At 65.4% G+C, this 16,661-nt stretch carries 16 protein-coding genes; 15 read left to right on the forward strand and 1 reads right to left on the reverse strand.

Annotation, left to right across the window (positions count from 1 at the left end):
• Nucleotides 1–141: 141 nt before the first annotated feature.
• Genes aspS through RMP10_RS05465 form a run of 7 tightly spaced genes read left to right on the forward strand, consistent with a single transcriptional unit; the run spans nucleotide 142 to nucleotide 8,414 of the window.
• Nucleotides 142–1,944, forward strand: a complete 1,803-nt coding sequence (gene aspS, locus RMP10_RS05435) for an aspartate--tRNA ligase (RefSeq protein WP_310569377.1) — start codon at nucleotides 142–144, stop codon at nucleotides 1,942–1,944.
• Complete coding sequence (locus RMP10_RS05440) at nucleotides 1,941–2,912, forward strand: PhoH family protein (protein WP_310569378.1); 972 nt, start codon at nucleotides 1,941–1,943, stop codon at nucleotides 2,910–2,912. The genes aspS and RMP10_RS05440 overlap by 4 nt, the downstream gene beginning before the upstream one ends.
• A complete protein-coding gene (gene ybeY / locus RMP10_RS05445) occupies nucleotides 2,909–3,379 on the forward strand; it encodes an rRNA maturation RNase YbeY (RefSeq protein WP_309669814.1) in 471 nt (156 codons plus the stop codon). The genes RMP10_RS05440 and ybeY overlap by 4 nt, the downstream gene beginning before the upstream one ends.
• Nucleotides 3,376–4,650 (forward strand): hemolysin family protein, encoded by a 1,275-nt coding sequence (locus RMP10_RS05450; RefSeq protein WP_310569379.1) that lies wholly within the window; start codon nucleotides 3,376–3,378, stop codon nucleotides 4,648–4,650. The genes ybeY and RMP10_RS05450 overlap by 4 nt, the downstream gene beginning before the upstream one ends.
• Nucleotides 4,650–5,597: a CBS domain-containing protein gene (locus tag RMP10_RS05455; RefSeq protein WP_310569380.1), complete on the forward strand. Its 948-nt coding sequence runs from the start codon at nucleotides 4,650–4,652 to the stop codon at nucleotides 5,595–5,597. Before RMP10_RS05450 ends, RMP10_RS05455 begins: the two co-directional genes overlap by 1 nt.
• 2 nt (nucleotides 5,598–5,599) lie before the next feature.
• Nucleotides 5,600–6,715 carry a methylmalonyl Co-A mutase-associated GTPase MeaB gene (meaB, locus tag RMP10_RS05460; RefSeq protein ID WP_345785776.1) on the forward strand — a complete coding sequence of 372 codons (1,116 nt, stop codon included), beginning with the start codon at nucleotides 5,600–5,602 and terminating at the stop codon, nucleotides 6,713–6,715.
• Between the two features lie 4 nt (nucleotides 6,716–6,719).
• On the forward strand, nucleotides 6,720–8,414 hold the full coding sequence (locus tag RMP10_RS05465) for a methylmalonyl-CoA mutase family protein (protein WP_309669810.1): 1,695 nt from the start codon (nucleotides 6,720–6,722) through the stop codon (nucleotides 8,412–8,414).
• A gap of 7 nt (nucleotides 8,415–8,421) precedes the next feature.
• Here the strand turns inward: RMP10_RS05465 and RMP10_RS05470 are convergent, their stop codons facing one another.
• Nucleotides 8,422–8,859: a BLUF domain-containing protein gene (locus RMP10_RS05470; RefSeq protein WP_310569382.1), complete on the reverse strand. Its 438-nt coding sequence runs from the start codon at nucleotides 8,857–8,859 to the stop codon at nucleotides 8,422–8,424.
• Between the two features lie 103 nt (nucleotides 8,860–8,962).
• On the opposite strand from RMP10_RS05470, the gene RMP10_RS05475 reads away from it, so the two are divergent.
• The 8 genes from RMP10_RS05475 to RMP10_RS05510 all read left to right on the forward strand — a co-directional run bounded on the left by RMP10_RS05475 (nucleotide 8,963) and on the right by RMP10_RS05510 (nucleotide 16,637).
• A complete protein-coding gene (locus tag RMP10_RS05475; RefSeq protein WP_310569383.1) occupies nucleotides 8,963–9,718 on the forward strand; it encodes a methyltransferase domain-containing protein in 756 nt (251 codons plus the stop codon).
• A gap of 77 nt (nucleotides 9,719–9,795) precedes the next feature.
• The gene (locus tag RMP10_RS05480; RefSeq protein ID WP_309669807.1) at nucleotides 9,796–10,209 is read left to right on the forward strand and encodes a cobalamin B12-binding domain-containing protein; all 414 of its coding nucleotides are present in this window, start codon (nucleotides 9,796–9,798) and stop codon (nucleotides 10,207–10,209) included.
• Nucleotides 10,206–11,840 (forward strand): acyl-CoA carboxylase subunit beta, encoded by a 1,635-nt coding sequence (locus RMP10_RS05485; protein WP_310569384.1) that lies wholly within the window; start codon nucleotides 10,206–10,208, stop codon nucleotides 11,838–11,840. Before RMP10_RS05480 ends, RMP10_RS05485 begins: the two co-directional genes overlap by 4 nt.
• The gene (locus RMP10_RS05490; RefSeq protein WP_310569385.1) at nucleotides 11,840–13,210 is read left to right on the forward strand and encodes an acyclic terpene utilization AtuA family protein; all 1,371 of its coding nucleotides are present in this window, start codon (nucleotides 11,840–11,842) and stop codon (nucleotides 13,208–13,210) included. Before RMP10_RS05485 ends, RMP10_RS05490 begins: the two co-directional genes overlap by 1 nt.
• A 5-nt stretch (nucleotides 13,211–13,215) precedes the next feature.
• Entirely contained in the window at nucleotides 13,216–13,569 is a 354-nt protein-coding gene (locus RMP10_RS05495) for a hypothetical protein (RefSeq protein ID WP_310569386.1), read from the forward strand.
• Complete coding sequence (locus RMP10_RS05500) at nucleotides 13,566–13,721, forward strand: hypothetical protein (protein ID WP_309669804.1); 156 nt, start codon at nucleotides 13,566–13,568, stop codon at nucleotides 13,719–13,721. Before RMP10_RS05495 ends, RMP10_RS05500 begins: the two co-directional genes overlap by 4 nt.
• A gap of 206 nt (nucleotides 13,722–13,927) precedes the next feature.
• On the forward strand, nucleotides 13,928–16,438 hold the full coding sequence (locus tag RMP10_RS05505; protein WP_310569387.1) for a U32 family peptidase: 2,511 nt from the start codon (nucleotides 13,928–13,930) through the stop codon (nucleotides 16,436–16,438).
• Nucleotide 16,439: 1 nt separating this feature from the next.
• Nucleotides 16,440–16,637 carry a hypothetical protein gene (locus RMP10_RS05510; RefSeq protein ID WP_309669802.1) on the forward strand — a complete coding sequence of 66 codons (198 nt, stop codon included), beginning with the start codon at nucleotides 16,440–16,442 and terminating at the stop codon, nucleotides 16,635–16,637.
• The last annotated feature ends 24 nt before the right edge of the window (nucleotides 16,638–16,661 follow it).

Here is a 16,661-nt window from a genome sequence, read left to right on the forward strand (position 1 = left end):
GGCCCGCGCCTTGGCGGGTCAAGCGAATGCCTCTGGGCAATCGCTACCGAGACCGACGTAAATCGTTTAACTTTCATCGTTTGCGGCCGTTCATCGGCCCACGTACTTCCCTGATGTGCCCCGTCCGGAGCGCCGCGCGTAATGTCGTCTTTGCCAGAACAGTCCGTGCTCGCCACGACCCTTCGTACCGACACCTGTGGCCTCCTGCGCGCGCCGGATGTCGGTCGCACCGTTCGCTTGGGCGGATGGGTGCACCGGAGCCGTGATCTCGGCGGCCTTGTGTTCATCGATCTGCGCGACCGCACCGGTCTGGTGCAGTTGGCCTTCGGGCCGGCGTGGAGCGATACCGAGACGCTGCGCATCGCGGCGGCCGTGGGTGTCGAGTCGGTCGTGTTGTGCGAAGGGGAAGTCGTTGCACGCGAGCCCGAACGGCTGAATCCGGATATGCTCACCGGCACGATCGAAGTGCGGGTGACATCATTGCGTGTGGTCGGTCCCGCCGTCACCCCGGCGCTGCCGGTGGCCCGCGGACGCGGCGAAAAGATGGCGGCCGAAGAGCTGCGCTTGCGTCACCGCTATCTCGACCTGCGCCGTCCGGAATTGCAGGAGAATCTGGTGCTGCGTCACCGGCTGTTGCAGGTGTCGCGCCGCTTCCTCAGCGATCGTGGCTATCTCGAACTCGAGACGCCGATTCTCACCAAGCCGACACCGGAAGGCGCGCGCGATTACCTCGTGCCGAGCCGCGTCCATCCGGGCGAATTCTACGCGTTGCCGCAGTCGCCGCAGATCTACAAGCAGCTGTTCATGTGCTGCGGCTTCGATCGGTACTTCCAGATCGCGCGCTGCTTCCGCGACGAAGATCTCCGCGCCGATCGGCAGCCGGAGTTCACACAGATCGACATTGAAGCGTCGTTCATCGAGCGCGAAGATATCCTGGCGCTCGCCGAAGGGCTGATCGGTGCGCTGTGGACCGAAGCGGGCCACACCATCCCGGCGCACTTCGATCGCATGAGCTATCGCGATGCCATGGAGTTCTATGGCTGCGATCGCCCCGATCTGCGATACGACCTCCGGCTGGCTGACTACACGGCGGTGTTCGCCGGTCTCGAATTCGCGGTCACCGCGAGCGCGATCGCCAACGGCGCGCGCGTGCGCGGACTCATCGTGCCGGGTGGTGCCGCCTGGAGCCGCAAACAGGTGGATGAGTTGGAAGCGCTCGCCAAAAGCGCCGGCGCGGGTGGCCTGCTGCGTCTACGGCACGCCGACGGCGCCTACGACGGTCCGTTGGCCAAGTTCCTCACCGACGACGCGCGCGAAGCCTTCGCGCTCGCCGATGGCGATCTCGCCCTGTTCGTGGCTGCTCCCGATCGTGTGTCCAGTCCCGCGCTCGATCGCGTGCGACAGGAGTGCGCGCGCCGCCTCGATCTGGTCGACGACACGCGGCCGCGCTTCATCGTGGTGATGGACTTTCCGATGTTCGAGGAAGATCCCACCACTGGGGCGCTCGCGGCCGTGCACCACCCATTCACCGCGCCGCATCCGGAAGACATGCAGGCGTTTCCTGACCAGCCGGCGCGTTGGCGTGCCTTGGCCTACGATGTCGTCCTCAACGGCACGGAACTCGGTGGTGGCAGCATCCGTATCAGCGATCCAGCCATGCAGTCGCGCATGTTCTCGTTGCTGGGTATCGGTGATGTCGCCGATCAAGAGCGGCGTTTCGGCTTTCTGCTCGAAGGCCTCCGGGCCGGTGCGCCGCCGCATGGAGGAATTGCCTTCGGCTTCGATCGTATCGCGATGCTGCTGTCGGGCGCGCCGTCGCTGCGCGACGTGATCGCGTTCCCGAAGACCACCGCGGCGCGCTCGCTCTTCGAGGGCGCGCCGGTGGCCGTGGCAGCGGAAGATCTGGCGGAGTTGCACCTCACCGTCACCGGGACCGGCACGTGAGCGGCAACGATCGCGCCCCCGAGACCGTGACGACGCGCGTGTCCGTCGAAGGCGCGGACATGCAGATGCTCGCCGGTGCCAACGACGCCAATCTCGTGGAACTCGGGCGCGCCACGGGCACGCGCGTGGCGCTGCGCGGCGACAGCCTCACGATCACCGGTGATCTCGACAACGTCACCCGTGCCGAGCCTATCGCGACGGCAATGGTCATGCTCGTGCGCGAGGGGAAGACCCTGAGTGCCGACGACGTGCTGCGGCTGTCCCTGACCGAGCGTCCGGCCGATGCGCCGGCGGCCACCAACGGCGCCCTCGTGCTGCCGGGGGCGCGGCGCGGCGTCCAGCCGAAAACGCCTGGGCAGGCCGAGTACCTCAAGCAGATCGGCGAGCACGATATCGTGGTCGGCGTTGGTCCCGCGGGCACGGGCAAGACCTATCTTGCCGTCGCCGCGGCGGTCGATGCGCTCATGCGGAAGCGCGTGCGGCGCATTGTGCTGGCGCGTCCGGCGGTGGAGGCGGGCGAAAGTCTCGGGTTTCTGCCGGGGGACATGCAGGCCAAGATCGATCCGTATCTCCGCCCGCTGTACGATGCCCTCGACGATCTCATTCCGGTCGAGCGTCTGCAAAAGCTCATCGAGACGCGCACCATCGAAGTGGCTCCGCTGGCCTTTATGCGCGGGCGTACGCTCAGCGATTCGTTCGTCATTCTCGACGAAGCGCAGAATGCGACCGGCCTGCAGATGAAGATGTTTCTCACGCGGCTGGGCGTGAGTTCGAAGATCGTGATCACCGGCGACAAGACACAGGTCGACCTGCCGCGCCGCGAAGACTCGGGCCTCATGCAGATCGAACGTATTCTGCACGGGATCGAAGGGATTTCGTTCCATTACTTCACCGATGCCGACGTCGTGCGACATCGCTTGGTGCGAGACATCATCCGTGCCTACAACGCCGATGCGGCCGGCGCATGAGCAGCAGGCGTGAGAATCCCCGCGCCGTGTCGGTGCAAGCCGATGGGGTTCGCGTACCGGTTGCCGCCGATCGTCTGGTCGAACTGTCGCGCAGCGTGCTGCGCGCGCTCAAGGTGCCGCGCGCGATGATCAGCGTCACGTTCGTGTCGTCACGCACCAGCGCGACGCTCAATCGACGGCATCTCGGTCATCGCGGACCGACCGACGTAATCACGTTCGCTTTGGGCTCCGATCCTGCGGGGACCGTCATCGCCGACATCTACATCAGCCCGGATGTCGCGCGCCGGCAGGCGAAGGAGTTTGGGGTCGGCGTACGTGAAGAGATTGCGCGCCTCGTGGTGCATGGTATGCTGCACGCCTGCGGGTGGGAACATCCCGACGGCGAGGAACGGATGACGTCGCCGATGTGGCGACGCCAGGAGCAATTGCTGCATCGCTTCTGGATGACGCCGACCCGTACCGCATGAGTGCAGTCGCGTGGGGGCTGGCGACTGGCGGAGCCGTTGTTGCCGCACTCGCCGCCGTCGCCGACGGTGCGCTGCTCTCCGAGCCGCCACAGTCGTCGATACCCGTCGAGCGTTCTACGCTCGCGCCCCCGGCCCCGGTGGTGCCGCGACCCGTGCCTTCGCGCGAGCGGACACACCGCGCACTGGCCTTCGCGCGCGTGCTCGGACATCTCGCGGCTGGCTCCGGTATCGCCGTCGGCTTAGGCCTGTCCGGCCGTGCGACGCTGTCCACCGTGGCCTTGCTGTTCGGGCTGGGGCTGGTGGTCGTGCTCGCTGCCGAAACCACCGCGCGCGTGATCGGCGATGCGCTCGGCGAGGATGCCGAAGATCGTCTGGCCTGGTTCTCCACAGGGGCAGAGAAGCTCTTCGCGCCCGTCGTGCGACTAGGGAATTGGGTCGAGGCGGCGTTTGCCGAAGTCGTCTCCGACGCCGACGCCACCATCGAGCGTCGCGAGGAAGCCGCGGCCCAGTTCCGCGAAGTGATCACGAGTGAAGCCGACGTCTCGCGCGACGAGCGCGACCTGCTGCTTGGCGTTTTCGAATTCGGCGAGACCACCGTCGAGGAAGTGATGGTGCCGCGGGTGGACATCGTCGGCATCGAGCAGGAGACGCCGTGGTCGGAGATGCTCGACCGCGTGCGTAGCGCCCAGCATTCCCGGGTGCCCGTCTTCGAGGATACGGTCGACGAGATCGTCGGTATCCTCTACGTGAAGGATTTGCTGCCGTCGGTGTTGGCAGACGATGAGCCGGACGGTGGCTGGCAAACCTTGCTGCGTCCGCCCGTGTTCATTCCGCCGTCGAAGCGCATTGCGGATCTCCTGCGCGAGTTTCGCGTGGCGGGTCGACACATTGCGGTGGTGGCGGACGAGTACGGCGGCACCGCCGGTCTCGTGACGATCGAGGATGTGCTCGAAGAGCTGGTCGGCGAAATCCGCGACGAGTACGATCAAGAGGAACGGCAGGTCGAAACTGAAGAAGGCGTGCGTTTTTGGGTCTCGGGCCGCCTCACACTCGATGATCTCTCGGAAGCGTTGTCTCACGACTTCCGCCGCGACGACGTGTCGACCGTCGGCGGGCTGGTGCTCGAACTGCTGGGGCGTGTGCCCCGCGCGGGTGAGACGCTGGCGGTCGGCCCGTTCAAGGTGATCGTCGAGCGCGTGGTGCGCCGCAAGATCGAACGGGTCTACCTCGAGCGCGTGCAGCCGCTCGATGCGGCCGCGGGAGACAGCTGATGCCTCTGCTCATCACGCTGTTCTCGGTTGCCATCGTGGGGACGCTCACACTGTCCGCGACGGCTGTCCGGGCGGTGAGCCGTCTGTGGCTCCGGCACTGGATCGAGCGACGCCACGGCGGCACCGGTGCGATGGCACGCTATCTCGAGCGTCCAGCCCGTCTGCTGCACGCCGCGGCCACGGCGAGCATGTTGATTGTGTTTGCGACGGGCTCGATGATCGCCATGGCGGATGGATTGCGCGCCTGGGAGTTTCTGGTCGACGTGCTCCTGTATCTCACGCTGCTGGTGCTGGTGGGGCAGCTGCTGCCGCGCGCGGTGGGGCGTCGGTGGGCGCCGCAGCTGGTGCCCGTGCTGGTACCGCTGTTGCGCCTCGTCGATTTGCTGCTCACACCATTTCATGTCGTAGCCGATCTCGTGCGGCGCGTACTGGCGTCGGGACCGGCGTCGGCCACCGACGAAGATGGACGTGAGGGGCTCGAGGAACTGCTCCGCGACGGCGCGTTCGACGACATCAGCACGACGGAAGAGATGGCGATCATCTCCGGCGTGGTGCAGTTCGGCGACAAAGTCGTGCAGGACGTGATGTCGCCGCGCGCCAAGATCTTCGCGTTGCCCGACGGCCTGCCGGCGGCAGAATTGGCCCTGCGTGTGGCGCAGGCCGGGTACAGCCGGGTGCCGATCTATCGCGACACGCCCGATCAGATCATCGGGATGGTGCATGTGTTCGACGTGTTCGTGCGGAGTGGTGAGACGTTACCACCGATTCGTCCGGTCACCGTCGCCACGTCCACGAAATCCGCGAAGGAATTGCTGTTCGAGCTGCTGCGCTCGCGTCGACAGTTGGCGATTGTTCAGGACGACGGAACGGTCGTCGGGCTGGTGACCCTCGAAGACCTGCTCGAGGAGTTGGTGGGCGACATCCGCGATGAACACGACGACGAGTGATGATGACTGAAGCGATGGCTCGACTGATGGTGCAGTTTCGTGCGGGTAAGCCGGCTGCGCTCGCGCGTGCGGTGAGCATTGTGGAGAATCACCGTCCGGGCTTCGAGCAGATTCTCTCGACGGTGCATCCCACGCTCGGTCGCGCGCGCCGCATTGGCATCACCGGCCCGCCGGGCGCCGGCAAGAGCACACTCACCACGCGCTTAGCCAGACGCTATCGCAACGCGGGTTTGCGCGTCGGCATTGTGGCGGTCGATCCCACGTCGCCGTTCACCGGGGGAGCACTGCTGGGCGATCGCATTCGGATGGAGGAAGTCGCGCTCGACCCTGGTGTGTTCATTCGTTCCATGGCGACGCGCGGATCACTCGGCGGATTGGCGACGGCCACACGAGAAGTGTGCGACGTCCTCGATGGCTTCGGTATGGACGTGATTTTGCTCGAGACTGTGGGCGTGGGACAGAGCGAACTGGATATCTCGCGGGCCGCCGACACCACGCTGGTGGTACTCGTGCCGGAGTCGGGCGACTCCATCCAGACACTCAAGGCCGGCGTGATGGAGATCGCCGACGTGTTCGCCGTGAACAAGGCGGATCGCCCGGGCGCGGATCGCCTGCGAAACGACATCGAACTCATGCTCGGCCTCCGGGCCGGTGCGACGATGCAGAACGTTCCGGCCCACCATGGCGTAGATCTTCGGCACCTGCCGGACCGTGACGCCCTTCGGGACGCCATGAATCCGGCGCGCGCCGCTCGTGCCGCCGCCCAAGCCGAACAGTCCGAGCAGTGGACCCCGCCAGTGCTGCGCGTCATTGCCGCTCAGAACGAAGGAATTGACGAGGTCGTCGACGCTCTCGACCGTCACGTGCGCTATCTTGAGAGCAGCGGCGAGCTTCGGTCCCGTCGACGGGCTCGCCTGCGTGAGCGGGTGATGGAGGTGGTGGAGCAGCAGCTCCGTCGGCGGTTGTGGCAGGATGACGACACCCTCGCCTGGGTGGATGAACGACTCGATGCGCTCGAGGCTGGCACGCAGGTTCCCTTCGCGGTTGCCGATGCCCTCCGGGCTCGCAGTGTAGCACTTCTCACCGGCGCCGAGTACGCGCCGCTTCAGGATGGATGAGCGCATGACGACCATTCAAGAACTCGAGGATGTAGTCCGCCAGCAGCAGGAAGAGCTCGACGGATTGCGCCGTGAAGTCGGTCAGTGGCGGCAGCAGTACGACACGGGCCGCAAGCGCGACATCGCGTTCACCAATTCCGCGAACGAAGTGCCGCCGCTGTACACGGCGCTCGACCTCGAGGACACTGCGGGTTCCGCCTTCGAGTTGCCCGGACAGTGGCCGTTTACGCGCGGTATTCATCCCACCGGCTATCGCGGCAAGCTCTGGACCATGCGCCAGTTCGCCGGCTTCGGCACGGCGCGCGAGACCAATCAGCGCTACAAGTTCCTGCTGTCGCAGGGGCAGACCGGTTTGTCAGTGGCGTTCGACTTTCCCACGTTGATGGGCTATGACGCCGACCATTCGCGCTCGGAAGGCGAAGTCGGCAAGTGCGGAGTGTCGATTTCGTCGATGGCCGACATGGAGACGCTGTTCGAGGGCATTCCGCTCGACAAGGTGTCGACGTCGATGACCATCAACGGCCCGGCCATCATTCTGCTGTGCTTCTACATCGCTGCGGCTGAGAAGCAGGGCGTCAGTGCCGAGAAGCTGCAAGGCACCGTGCAGAACGACATCCTGAAGGAGTACATGGCGCAGCACGCCTGGTGCTTCCCGATCGAGCCGGCCCTGCGTCTGATCGTCGACGGCTTCGACTGGTGCGCCAAGCACACGCCGAACTGGAATACGATCTCGATTTCCGGCTACCACATCCGCGAAGCCGGTGCGACCGCCGCGCAGGAACTCGCTTTTACGCTGGCCGACGGCTTCACGTACGTGGAGCGCGGTGTCGCCCGCGGCCTCGACGTCGATGAGTTCGCACCCCGCTTGTCGTTCTTCTGGGACATCCACAACGATTTCTTCGAGGAGATCGCCAAGTTGCGCGCCGCGCGTCGCATTTGGGCGCGACATCTCAAGGAACGGTTTGGCGCGAAGAGTCCCCGCTCGTGGATGATGCGTTTCCATTCGCAGACAGCCGGGGTCACGCTCACCGCGCAGCAGCCGACCAACAACGTCGTGCGCGTCGCCTATCAGGCCTTGGCTGCGGTGCTGGGCGGCACGCAGTCGCTGCACACGAACTCGATGGACGAAACGCTTTCGCTGCCGACGGAGGAGGCGGTGCAGATCGCGTTGCGTACCCAGCAGATTCTGGCGTACGAGACGGGTGTGCCCAACGTCATGGATCCGCTCGGCGGTTCGTATTACGTGGAAGCGCTGACCGACCAGCTGGAGCGGGAGGCCGAAGCGCTCTTTGCGCAGATTGACGAGTTCGGCGGCGTCGTGAAGGGGCTCGAAGAGGGTTGGTTCCAGAAGAAGATTGCCGAAAGTGCTGCCCGACAGCAGTGGGAGATCGAGCAGCGTCGCAAGCTGGTAGTGGGCGTGAACGAGTTCGTCACCGACGAACCTGAACTCACGATTCCGATTCTGCGCATCGGCGAGTACGCCGAGACCGAGCAGCGCGAGCGTCTGGCGGCGCTGCGGGCCTCGCGGGACAACGCGCTTGTCACGGAGCGGCTGGATGCCCTCCGGAACGCAGCACGGGGCACCGAAAACGTGGTGCCCCGCATTCTCGACTGCGCGCGCGCCTACTGCACGTTGTATGAGATTCGCGCCGCGTTGGAAGATGTGTTTGGCGCGTACCGCGAACCGGTCTTTTTCTGAACGGGCACTACTCGCTCAGCAGGCGCTCCACCGTGGCCAGGTCGCGCAGAAATGCTGTGGCCTGCTGACCGCTCATTTGCGCCGGATCGAAGCGCCGCGATCCGGAGTGCTTAAGCAGCACCGTCTGTCGCGCCGCAGTGACCGCGTCGTTCCAGTCCACGATCTTCATCGACCACTCGGCGAAGTCGCGCGTGCTGATCTCGTCGACGCTCATCAACTGACAGTTCGAGTGTCGGGGATCCTTCGCGATATGATGGTACAGCGAGTTGACCGCAAGCCGCTCGCCTTCGAGCGCCTGCAGGAACTGGCCGCCGCCATAGCAGAGTATTCCCGTGATCGCGCGTTCGCGGTTGGTCTCGGCCGCCGTGTCCATGATCGTCATGAAGTCGCGGTAGCGAAGATCCTCGCGCGCATCGCTCGCATAGATCAGACGGATTGTATGCATGGCATTGCCACTCGCGTTCGAGATGGGTCCTTCCCGTCGGCGACCCCGGCGGCGGGATGGCTGGCGACTTGTGTGAGACCGTGGGGGTATCTAGCGTGTCCGGATGAAGACGACCAGTCCTTGGTGGGCAACCCACTTTGACGCGCAGTACCTTCACGAGTACGAGCCGCTGTTTGATCTCGTACAGGATCGCCGGGAGGTCTCACGGCTGCTCGACGTGCTCGAGTTGCCCTCGGGCGCGCGCGTGCTCGACTGCCCCTGCGGCCAGGGCCGCCACGCGCACCTGCTCGCGGAAGCCGGCTTCGACGTCGACGGGCTCGACTATTCCAAGCCACTGCTCGAGGTCGCCAAGCGCCGAGGCATCGGCAAGACGCTACGATACACGCAGGGCGACATGCGAGAACTCCCGGCCAAGTGGACCGGGCGCTTTGATGCCGTGGTGAACCTGTTCACCTCGTTTGGCTTCTTCGACGATCCGTACGACGACCGGAAGGTGCTCGCCCAGTTTGCGCGCGTTCTCAAGCCGGGCGGCCTCTTGATTTGGCACGGCGGCAGTCGAGATGGGGTCGTGGCGCGCTTTCTGGCCCGCGACTGGTGGAGCACCGAGGACGGTACCGTGTTCGGCCAGGAACGCCGCTTCGACCCACTGTCGGGTTTCCTCGAAATTACGTCCACCTGGCGCGGGCCAAAGGGTGACGGGGAGCGGACGCACCGCATCCGACTGTACTCCGCCTCGGAGTTGGCAGCCCGCATGCAGGAGGTGGGCTTGGTCGTCGAACAGGCGTTCGACGCGTGGACCGAGCGCCCGCTGACGCGTAAATCCAGCGAAATGCTGCTGGTGGCGCGTAAGGACGGGTGAGTAGCTTGAAGGGCGGCCGCGCGGAATCCTCGCGTCGGCAGCGCCCGACCCCCGGGTCCTTTCCCGTTTGCCCTCCGATGACTCGACCGATTCGCGTGCTCGTGGCCAAGCCTGGCCTCGACGGCCATGATCGCGGCGCCAAGGTGGTGGCTGCCGCGCTGCGTGACGCCGGCATGGAAGTGATCTACACCGGTTTGCACCAGACTCCCGAAATGATCGCCTCGGCGGCCATTCAGGAAGACGTAGACGTCGTGGGCCTCTCAATTCTGAGTGGCGCCCACATGACGCTCTTTCCGCGCGTCCGTGATCTGCTCGTTGAGGCGGGACGCGACGACATCCTGCTTACTGGTGGCGGGATCATCCCGAAGGAAGACATGGATACCCTCCAGCAGCGCGGCGTGGCCCGGCTGTTCGGACCGGGGACCAGCACGCAGGACCTCGTCGAGTACATCCGCGACTGGTTCGCGTCCCGTCAGCAGCAGGACGCGTGAGCGGGCGGCTACGCCAGCTCGCTGACGACGTTCGCGCGCTGGAAGCCCGCCTCCGACTCGGGGGCGGACCGGACAAGATCGAGAAGCAGCACAAGCAGGGAAAATTGACCGCCCGCGAACGTGTCGAGCGCCTCGCTGATCCGGGAACGCCCTTCCTCGAGATCGGGCTGCTCGTCGCGTACGATCGTTACGAAGGACAGGCCCCGGGCGCCGGCGTGATCACCGGCATCGCGATCGTTGACGGTCGTGAAGTGGTCGTCGTCGCGAACGACGCGACCGTGAAGGCTGGCTCGTGGTGGCCCGAGACCATCACCAAGATTCTGCGCGCGCAAGAAGTCGCGATGCGCTGCCGGCTCCCCATCATCTATCTCGTCGACTCGGCGGGCGTGAACCTGCCGTATCAGGGTGGCGTCTTCCCCGGCCAGTTCGGTGCTGCGCGCATTTTCTACTACAACTCCATCATGCGTCGGTACCTGCGGATTCCGCAGTTCTCCGCCGTGATGGGGCAGTGTGTGGCTGGCGGTGCATACCTTCCCGCGCTCAGTGATGTGATCCTGATGGTGAAGGGCACGTCGTTCATGGGATTGGGCGGACCGAATCTCGTGAAGGGCGCGACGGGACAGACGGTCGACGGCGAGACGCTGGGCGGCGCGATCACGCACACGGAGATCTCCGGCGTGGCGCACTACGCGCTCGACGACGACACGCAGTGCCTCGACAAGCTGCGCGAGCTCGTGGCACGGCTGCCGAAGCCGTTTCGCAGTGTGCCCGCGACATATCGGCCGCCGGCCGTGCCGCCGTCGGCGCTGTACGATGTGCTGCCCGCGGATCACCGCATGTCGTACGACATGCACGCGGTGCTCAAGGCGGTGCTCGACGACGGCGCCATCGACGAGTTCCAGCCGCACCTCGCCAGGGAAATGATCTGCGGCGATGCGCGCATCGAAGGCATCCCGGTGGGCATCGTGGCCAATCAGCGTGGCCTCATCAAGGGGCGGGCCGGTGAACGCCCGCGGTTTGGTGGCATCATCTACGCTGAGAGCGCGGAGAAAGTCGCGTACTTCATCGAGCGATGCGATCGGCAGGGCTTGCCCATCATCTTCGTGCAGGATGTCTCGGGTTTCATGGTGGGTCCCGATGCCGAACACGAGGGCATCATCCGGGCTGGCGCGCGCTTTGTCGAGGCGATGGCCTGCGCCCGCGTCCCCAAGATTGTCCTCACGGTCAACCACGCGAGCGGCGCCGGGTATTACGCGATGGCCGGACAGGGCTTCGATCCCGACTTCATCTTCAGCTGGCCGACCGGCCGCATGGCGGTGATGGAGGGAGAAGCGGCCGTCGGCGCCGTGCATGGCCCGGCGCTCGACGTGGCGAAGAAGGCCGGCGTCGATCCGTCGGCTGAAGTGCTCGAGTCGGCCGCGCAGATGCGCGCGGACTACGAAACGCAACTCGACGCCCGCTATGCCGCCGCGCGTGGCTTCGTCGATGCGATCTGCTATCCCGAAGACACCCGCACGATGCTGGCGCTTGCGCTGCGTGCGGCGGCCCAGAATCCGGGGCCGCATCTCGGTGCCTTCGTCCTGCCCCCCATGCCGACCTACGGCGCGCCGGTTCCCGGCACGGAGTACTGATGTCCGATTCATCGCGCGTCGTGCGCGTCGCCAGCGGTCAGGGCTTCTGGGGCGACTGGCTGGAAGCGCCGCGTCGTCAGGTGGAAGGTGGTCAGGTGGACTACCTGATGCTCGACTACCTCGCGGAAGTCACGATGTCGATTCTACAGAAGCAGAAAGAGCGTGATCCCCGCATGGGCTACGCACGCGATTTCATCGGGGCCATGGAGAGCGTATTCCCGGCCGTCGCTGAACGTGGCGTGAAGGTGATCGCGAATGCCGGCGGTGTGAATCCCGTCGCCTGCGCCGAGGCGCTGCTCGATGCCGCGGCGAAGCACGGTGTGCGCGGTAAGATTCGCATCGGCGTGGTCACGGGCGATGACATTCTCGCGCGGCTCGACGATCTCATGGCCGCCGGTCATGAGCTCAACAACATGGACACCGGTGAACCGTTGTCGACGATTCGCGATCGCGTGATGTCGGCGAACGCCTACATCGGATCCGAGCCGATCGTCGAAGCGCTGGCACAGGGGGCCAACGTCGTCGTGATCGGGCGCAGCACCGATACCGCGCTCACGATGGCGCCGTTGCGTCATGAATTCGGATGGGCGGCGGACGACTGGAACAAGATGGCCTCGGGCATCATCGCCGGACACATCCTGGAGTGCGGCGCGCAGTCTTCGGGCGGCAACTGCATGCACGAGTGGCGCACGATCCCCGACATGGCGAATGTGGGCTACCCGATCGCCGAAGCCGCTGAAGACGGAACGTTCGTCATTACGAAGCACGCGGGTACGGGTGGCCGCGTGAGCGTGCCGAGCGTCTCCGAGCAGCTGGTGTACGAGATGGGCGATCCGCACGCGTACATTACGCCGGATGTCGTCGCCGATTTCACGAGCATTCAGCTGGCGCCTGATGGTGAAAACCGCGTCCGCGTGCATGGCATCACCGGCGGTCCGCCGACGCCGTTCCTCAAGGTGTCGATCGCGTATCGCGCCGGCTACAAAGCGGTGGGGTCGCTGGTGTACTCGTGGCCCGACGCGATGGAGAAGGCCCAGATGGCCGATCGTATTCTCCGCGAGCGTCTCGACAACCTCGGACTCAAGTTCGATCAGGTGCTGACCGAGTTCGTCGGAGCGACATCGACGCACGGCGCGCTGGCCGGCGACGGCCAAGATGCACCGGAAGTGATGTTCCGCATCGGCGTGCGCGGTGAAAACCGCGCGGATGTCGAGCGGTTCACCCGTGAAATCGTGCCCTTGGTGCTGAACGGCCCGCCGAGCGTGACCGGCTTCGCCGGTGGTCGCCCCAAGGTTGAGGAGATTGTGGCCTACTGGCCTGCGCTGCTCGACAAGCGAGCCGTGTCCACCGCTGTCACCATCGTGGAGTAACGGCCATGCAGGTTCGTTTGCTCGATATCGCACATGCCCGCAGTGGCGACAAAGGCGACACGGCCAACGTCGGCGTGATTGCGCTCAAGCCCGAGTGGTATCCGACCCTCGTGCAGTACGTGACGCGCGACCGTGTGGCGCAGCATTTCTCCGGTCAGATCAACGGGGGCGTGGACAGATTCGAACTGCCTAACCTCCATGCCGTGAACTTCCTGCTGCATGGCGCGCTCGACGGCGGCGGAACACTGTCGCTCAAGACCGACGCGCAGGGCAAGGTCTATTCGACCGCGCTTTTGCGCATGGTGATCGACGTGCCCGACGCCGAGGCCGTCGCGGCAGGGCTTCCGGCCTTCGCATGATGGCCCTGCGCTTGGCCCTGATCGGTGCCGGTGTCATGGCGTTTGTCTTCGCCCTTCGCACCGGGACGGAATGGGTCCGTTGGGTCGGCATCGGCTGCCTGGCCGGCGCGCTGATCATTCGCTTGGTGGAGCGCCTCCGAACGCGGCGGTAACCGCGGGATTTCCCACCGGAAGCCGTTTAGAGTGCAACGTGTGTGGGACGGGGGAAGTACCGCTTTGAGAAGTTGGGTGCTTAGCAACCGTTGGTTCCCGAGTCCCGCCCCGTAGCCACCGGTACTTCCCCCGCCGCCCACACGTTCGCCACCGCCGATATTCCGGTCGGAAATCACGCGTTGGCCACCGTGGTTAGGTTTGAGGGATGTCTCGCACCCCCGTCCCTGAACTCCTCGCCCCGGCCGGCACCCTCGACGCCGTGCGCGCTGCGGTCGCCAATGGCGCCAATGCGGTCTACCTCGGCGCCTCGATGTACAACGCCCGCGATGAGGGCGCCCAGCTTTCGCTGGATGAGCTCGAGTTGGCCTGTGCGATCGCGCATTCCCGCGGCGCCCGGGTGTACCTCACGTTCAACGTGCTCATCAAGCCCGAGGAACTCGGCGAGGCGCTCGCCTATCTCGGCGAGTGTGTCGACCGCGGGATCGATGCGGCCATCGTGCAGGACCTGGGCGTGGTGCGGCTCATTCAGCAAGTGTACCCGCAGCTCGAGGTGCATGGCTCGACGCAGATGACGGTACACGACGCCGCCGGCGCGCGGGTGATGCAGCGACTGGGCGTGGAGCGCGTGGTGCTGGCGCGGGAGAACACGCTCGAAGACATCCGGGCGATCCGGGCGGCGGTACCGGAGCTTGGCCTCGAGACGTTCGTGCACGGCGCGCTGTGTATCTCGTACTCCGGCCAGTGCTTCATGTCCGGCATGATCAGCGAGCGCTCGGCGAACCGGGGCTCATGCGCGCAGTCGTGCCGCAAGGACTACACGCTCACCGACGAGGCAACCGGAGCCACACTCGACAGCGGGTATCTCATCTCGGCAAAGGATCTCGCGGCGCATGATCACCTCCAGCAGCTCGCTGAGCTCGGGATCGGCTGCCTGAAGGTCGAAGGGCGAAAGAAGAAGCCGGAATACGTCGCGACCGTCACGAAGGCGTATCGCGGATGGCTCGATGCGCTGGCACGCGGAGAACGCGCACTCGCGCCGTCGATCGAAGAGGTCGAACCGCTCGTCCAGATCTTCAGCCGCGGCAACACCGGCGGCATGTATGGTGGACGCGAGGGTCGCGAGTACATCACGCGCACACAGCCCGACAATCGTGGATTGCCCATCGGTAAGGTGGTCGGTCACGAGGGCGCAGAACTGATCGTCGAGACTACGCACGCGATAGCGGTCGGTGATGGACTCGGCTTCGAATCGCCGGAGCCGACATCGGCGGCCACGATGGGCGGTTCCGTGCAGGGTGTTCGCAACGTGTGGACGCGCAACGGCACCCATCGTCAGGTCGTAAGCGTCCGGTTGAGCGCCGCGCGATCGCGCGTGCCCGAAGGATGGCGCGTGGTGCGCACGAGCGATGCCACGCTCTTGCGGCAGGCGCAGGCATCGTTCGCCACCGTGGCGGTGCCCGAGCGTGTCGGCGCGTTGCGCATCGACGTACGTGTGTTCGGCCATAGCGGCGGCCCGCTCAAGACGATCTGGCATGCCGGCGAAATGGAAGTCACCGTGCGCGGCGAAGTCCCGCTCAGCGTAGCCAGCAAACGCTCACTCGATGTTCCGCAGCTTCGTGAACAGCTCGGACGACTGGGGGGGACGGCCTTCAAGTTAGGCACGGTCGACGTGGCCGGTCTTGCCGATGGCCTGTTCCTGCCGGTGAGCGAATTGAATCGCATCCGTCAGGACGCGGTGGCGCAACTCGAGGAGCAGCTCGGCTGGGCGCGTCAGAGCGATCTGGCGGTGCGTGAAGCGCGCATCGCCGAGGCGGTCGACACGGTTGCCTCATCGGTCCCATCGGCGGTCAGGGATGCCTCCTTCGCGCTGCGGGCCATCGTGTGCGATCTCGATACCGCGCGTGAAGCCGCCGCTGGTGGTGCGACGGAGATTGTGCTGGATCCGTTCCTACGCCATCCCACGCCACCACTCGCCCGCGTGAACGCGCTGCGCGAAGAACTCGCCGCGGCCGGCGTCAGCCTGCGTCTGCGCACGCCGACCATTGTGCGCCCCGAAGAGCGCAAGCGCCTCGACAAATGGTTCGCGCTCGACCTGCCGTTGCTCACCGGCCATCTGGGCCTGCTCTCCGAGTTCGGTGGGGCAGGGCGCGACGTCATCGCGGATTACGCGACCAACGTGTTTAACCAGCACACCGCGCAACTGCTGTTCGAGCTCGGGGCATCACGACTGGTCGCGTCGATCGAACTGACGACGGAGGAACTCGGTCAGCTCACCGATCCGTGGCGCGGACGCAATTTTGACGTACTCGTGTACGGGCGCACCGAGGGGATGACGATCGAGCATTGCGTGCTCTCGGCGGCATTCGATCGCGAGCCGACCACGTGTCGTGATCTCTGCGTGCAGAAGCACACCAACGTGTCGTTGACGGATCCGGCCGGTTACACCTTCGCGGTGGCCACCGACTCGGCGTGCCGCAACCGGCTGCTGCATTCGCGCCCCATTGACGGGTCCGAGTATCTTCCCGATCTGTGGGCGCAGGGCGTGCGCGGCTATCAGATGGTCTTCAACGTTCCAGGTGATCCCGTGCAACAGATTGTGCGTTCCTATCGCGACATGCTCGATGCGCTTGCCGGCGACGTGTTGCCGGAGTTGACGGCGACCCGCCGCCTGTTGGACGGCGCATTTACGCGCGGCCATTTCTCGAGAGCGGTCTGACATGAAGCGTCTGTTTCGTACGCTCATGCCGCTCCTGCCGATCGGGCTGGCAGTCCTCGCCATCATCGACGCCGTCACGGCGTTCCAGACCCAACGCATTGGACGTGGCGCATTCAAAGTTGTGAGCGTGCTGGTGTGGCTATTCATCGCGTACATGCTCTACGAAACCAACAAGCGCATTCCGGCCGACGAGAAGTAGGCGGCGTTCGCATAAGGGCGCGCG

The organism is Gemmatimonas sp., from assembly GCF_031426495.1.
In the GTDB taxonomy this organism is placed as follows: domain Bacteria; phylum Gemmatimonadota; class Gemmatimonadetes; order Gemmatimonadales; family Gemmatimonadaceae; genus Gemmatimonas.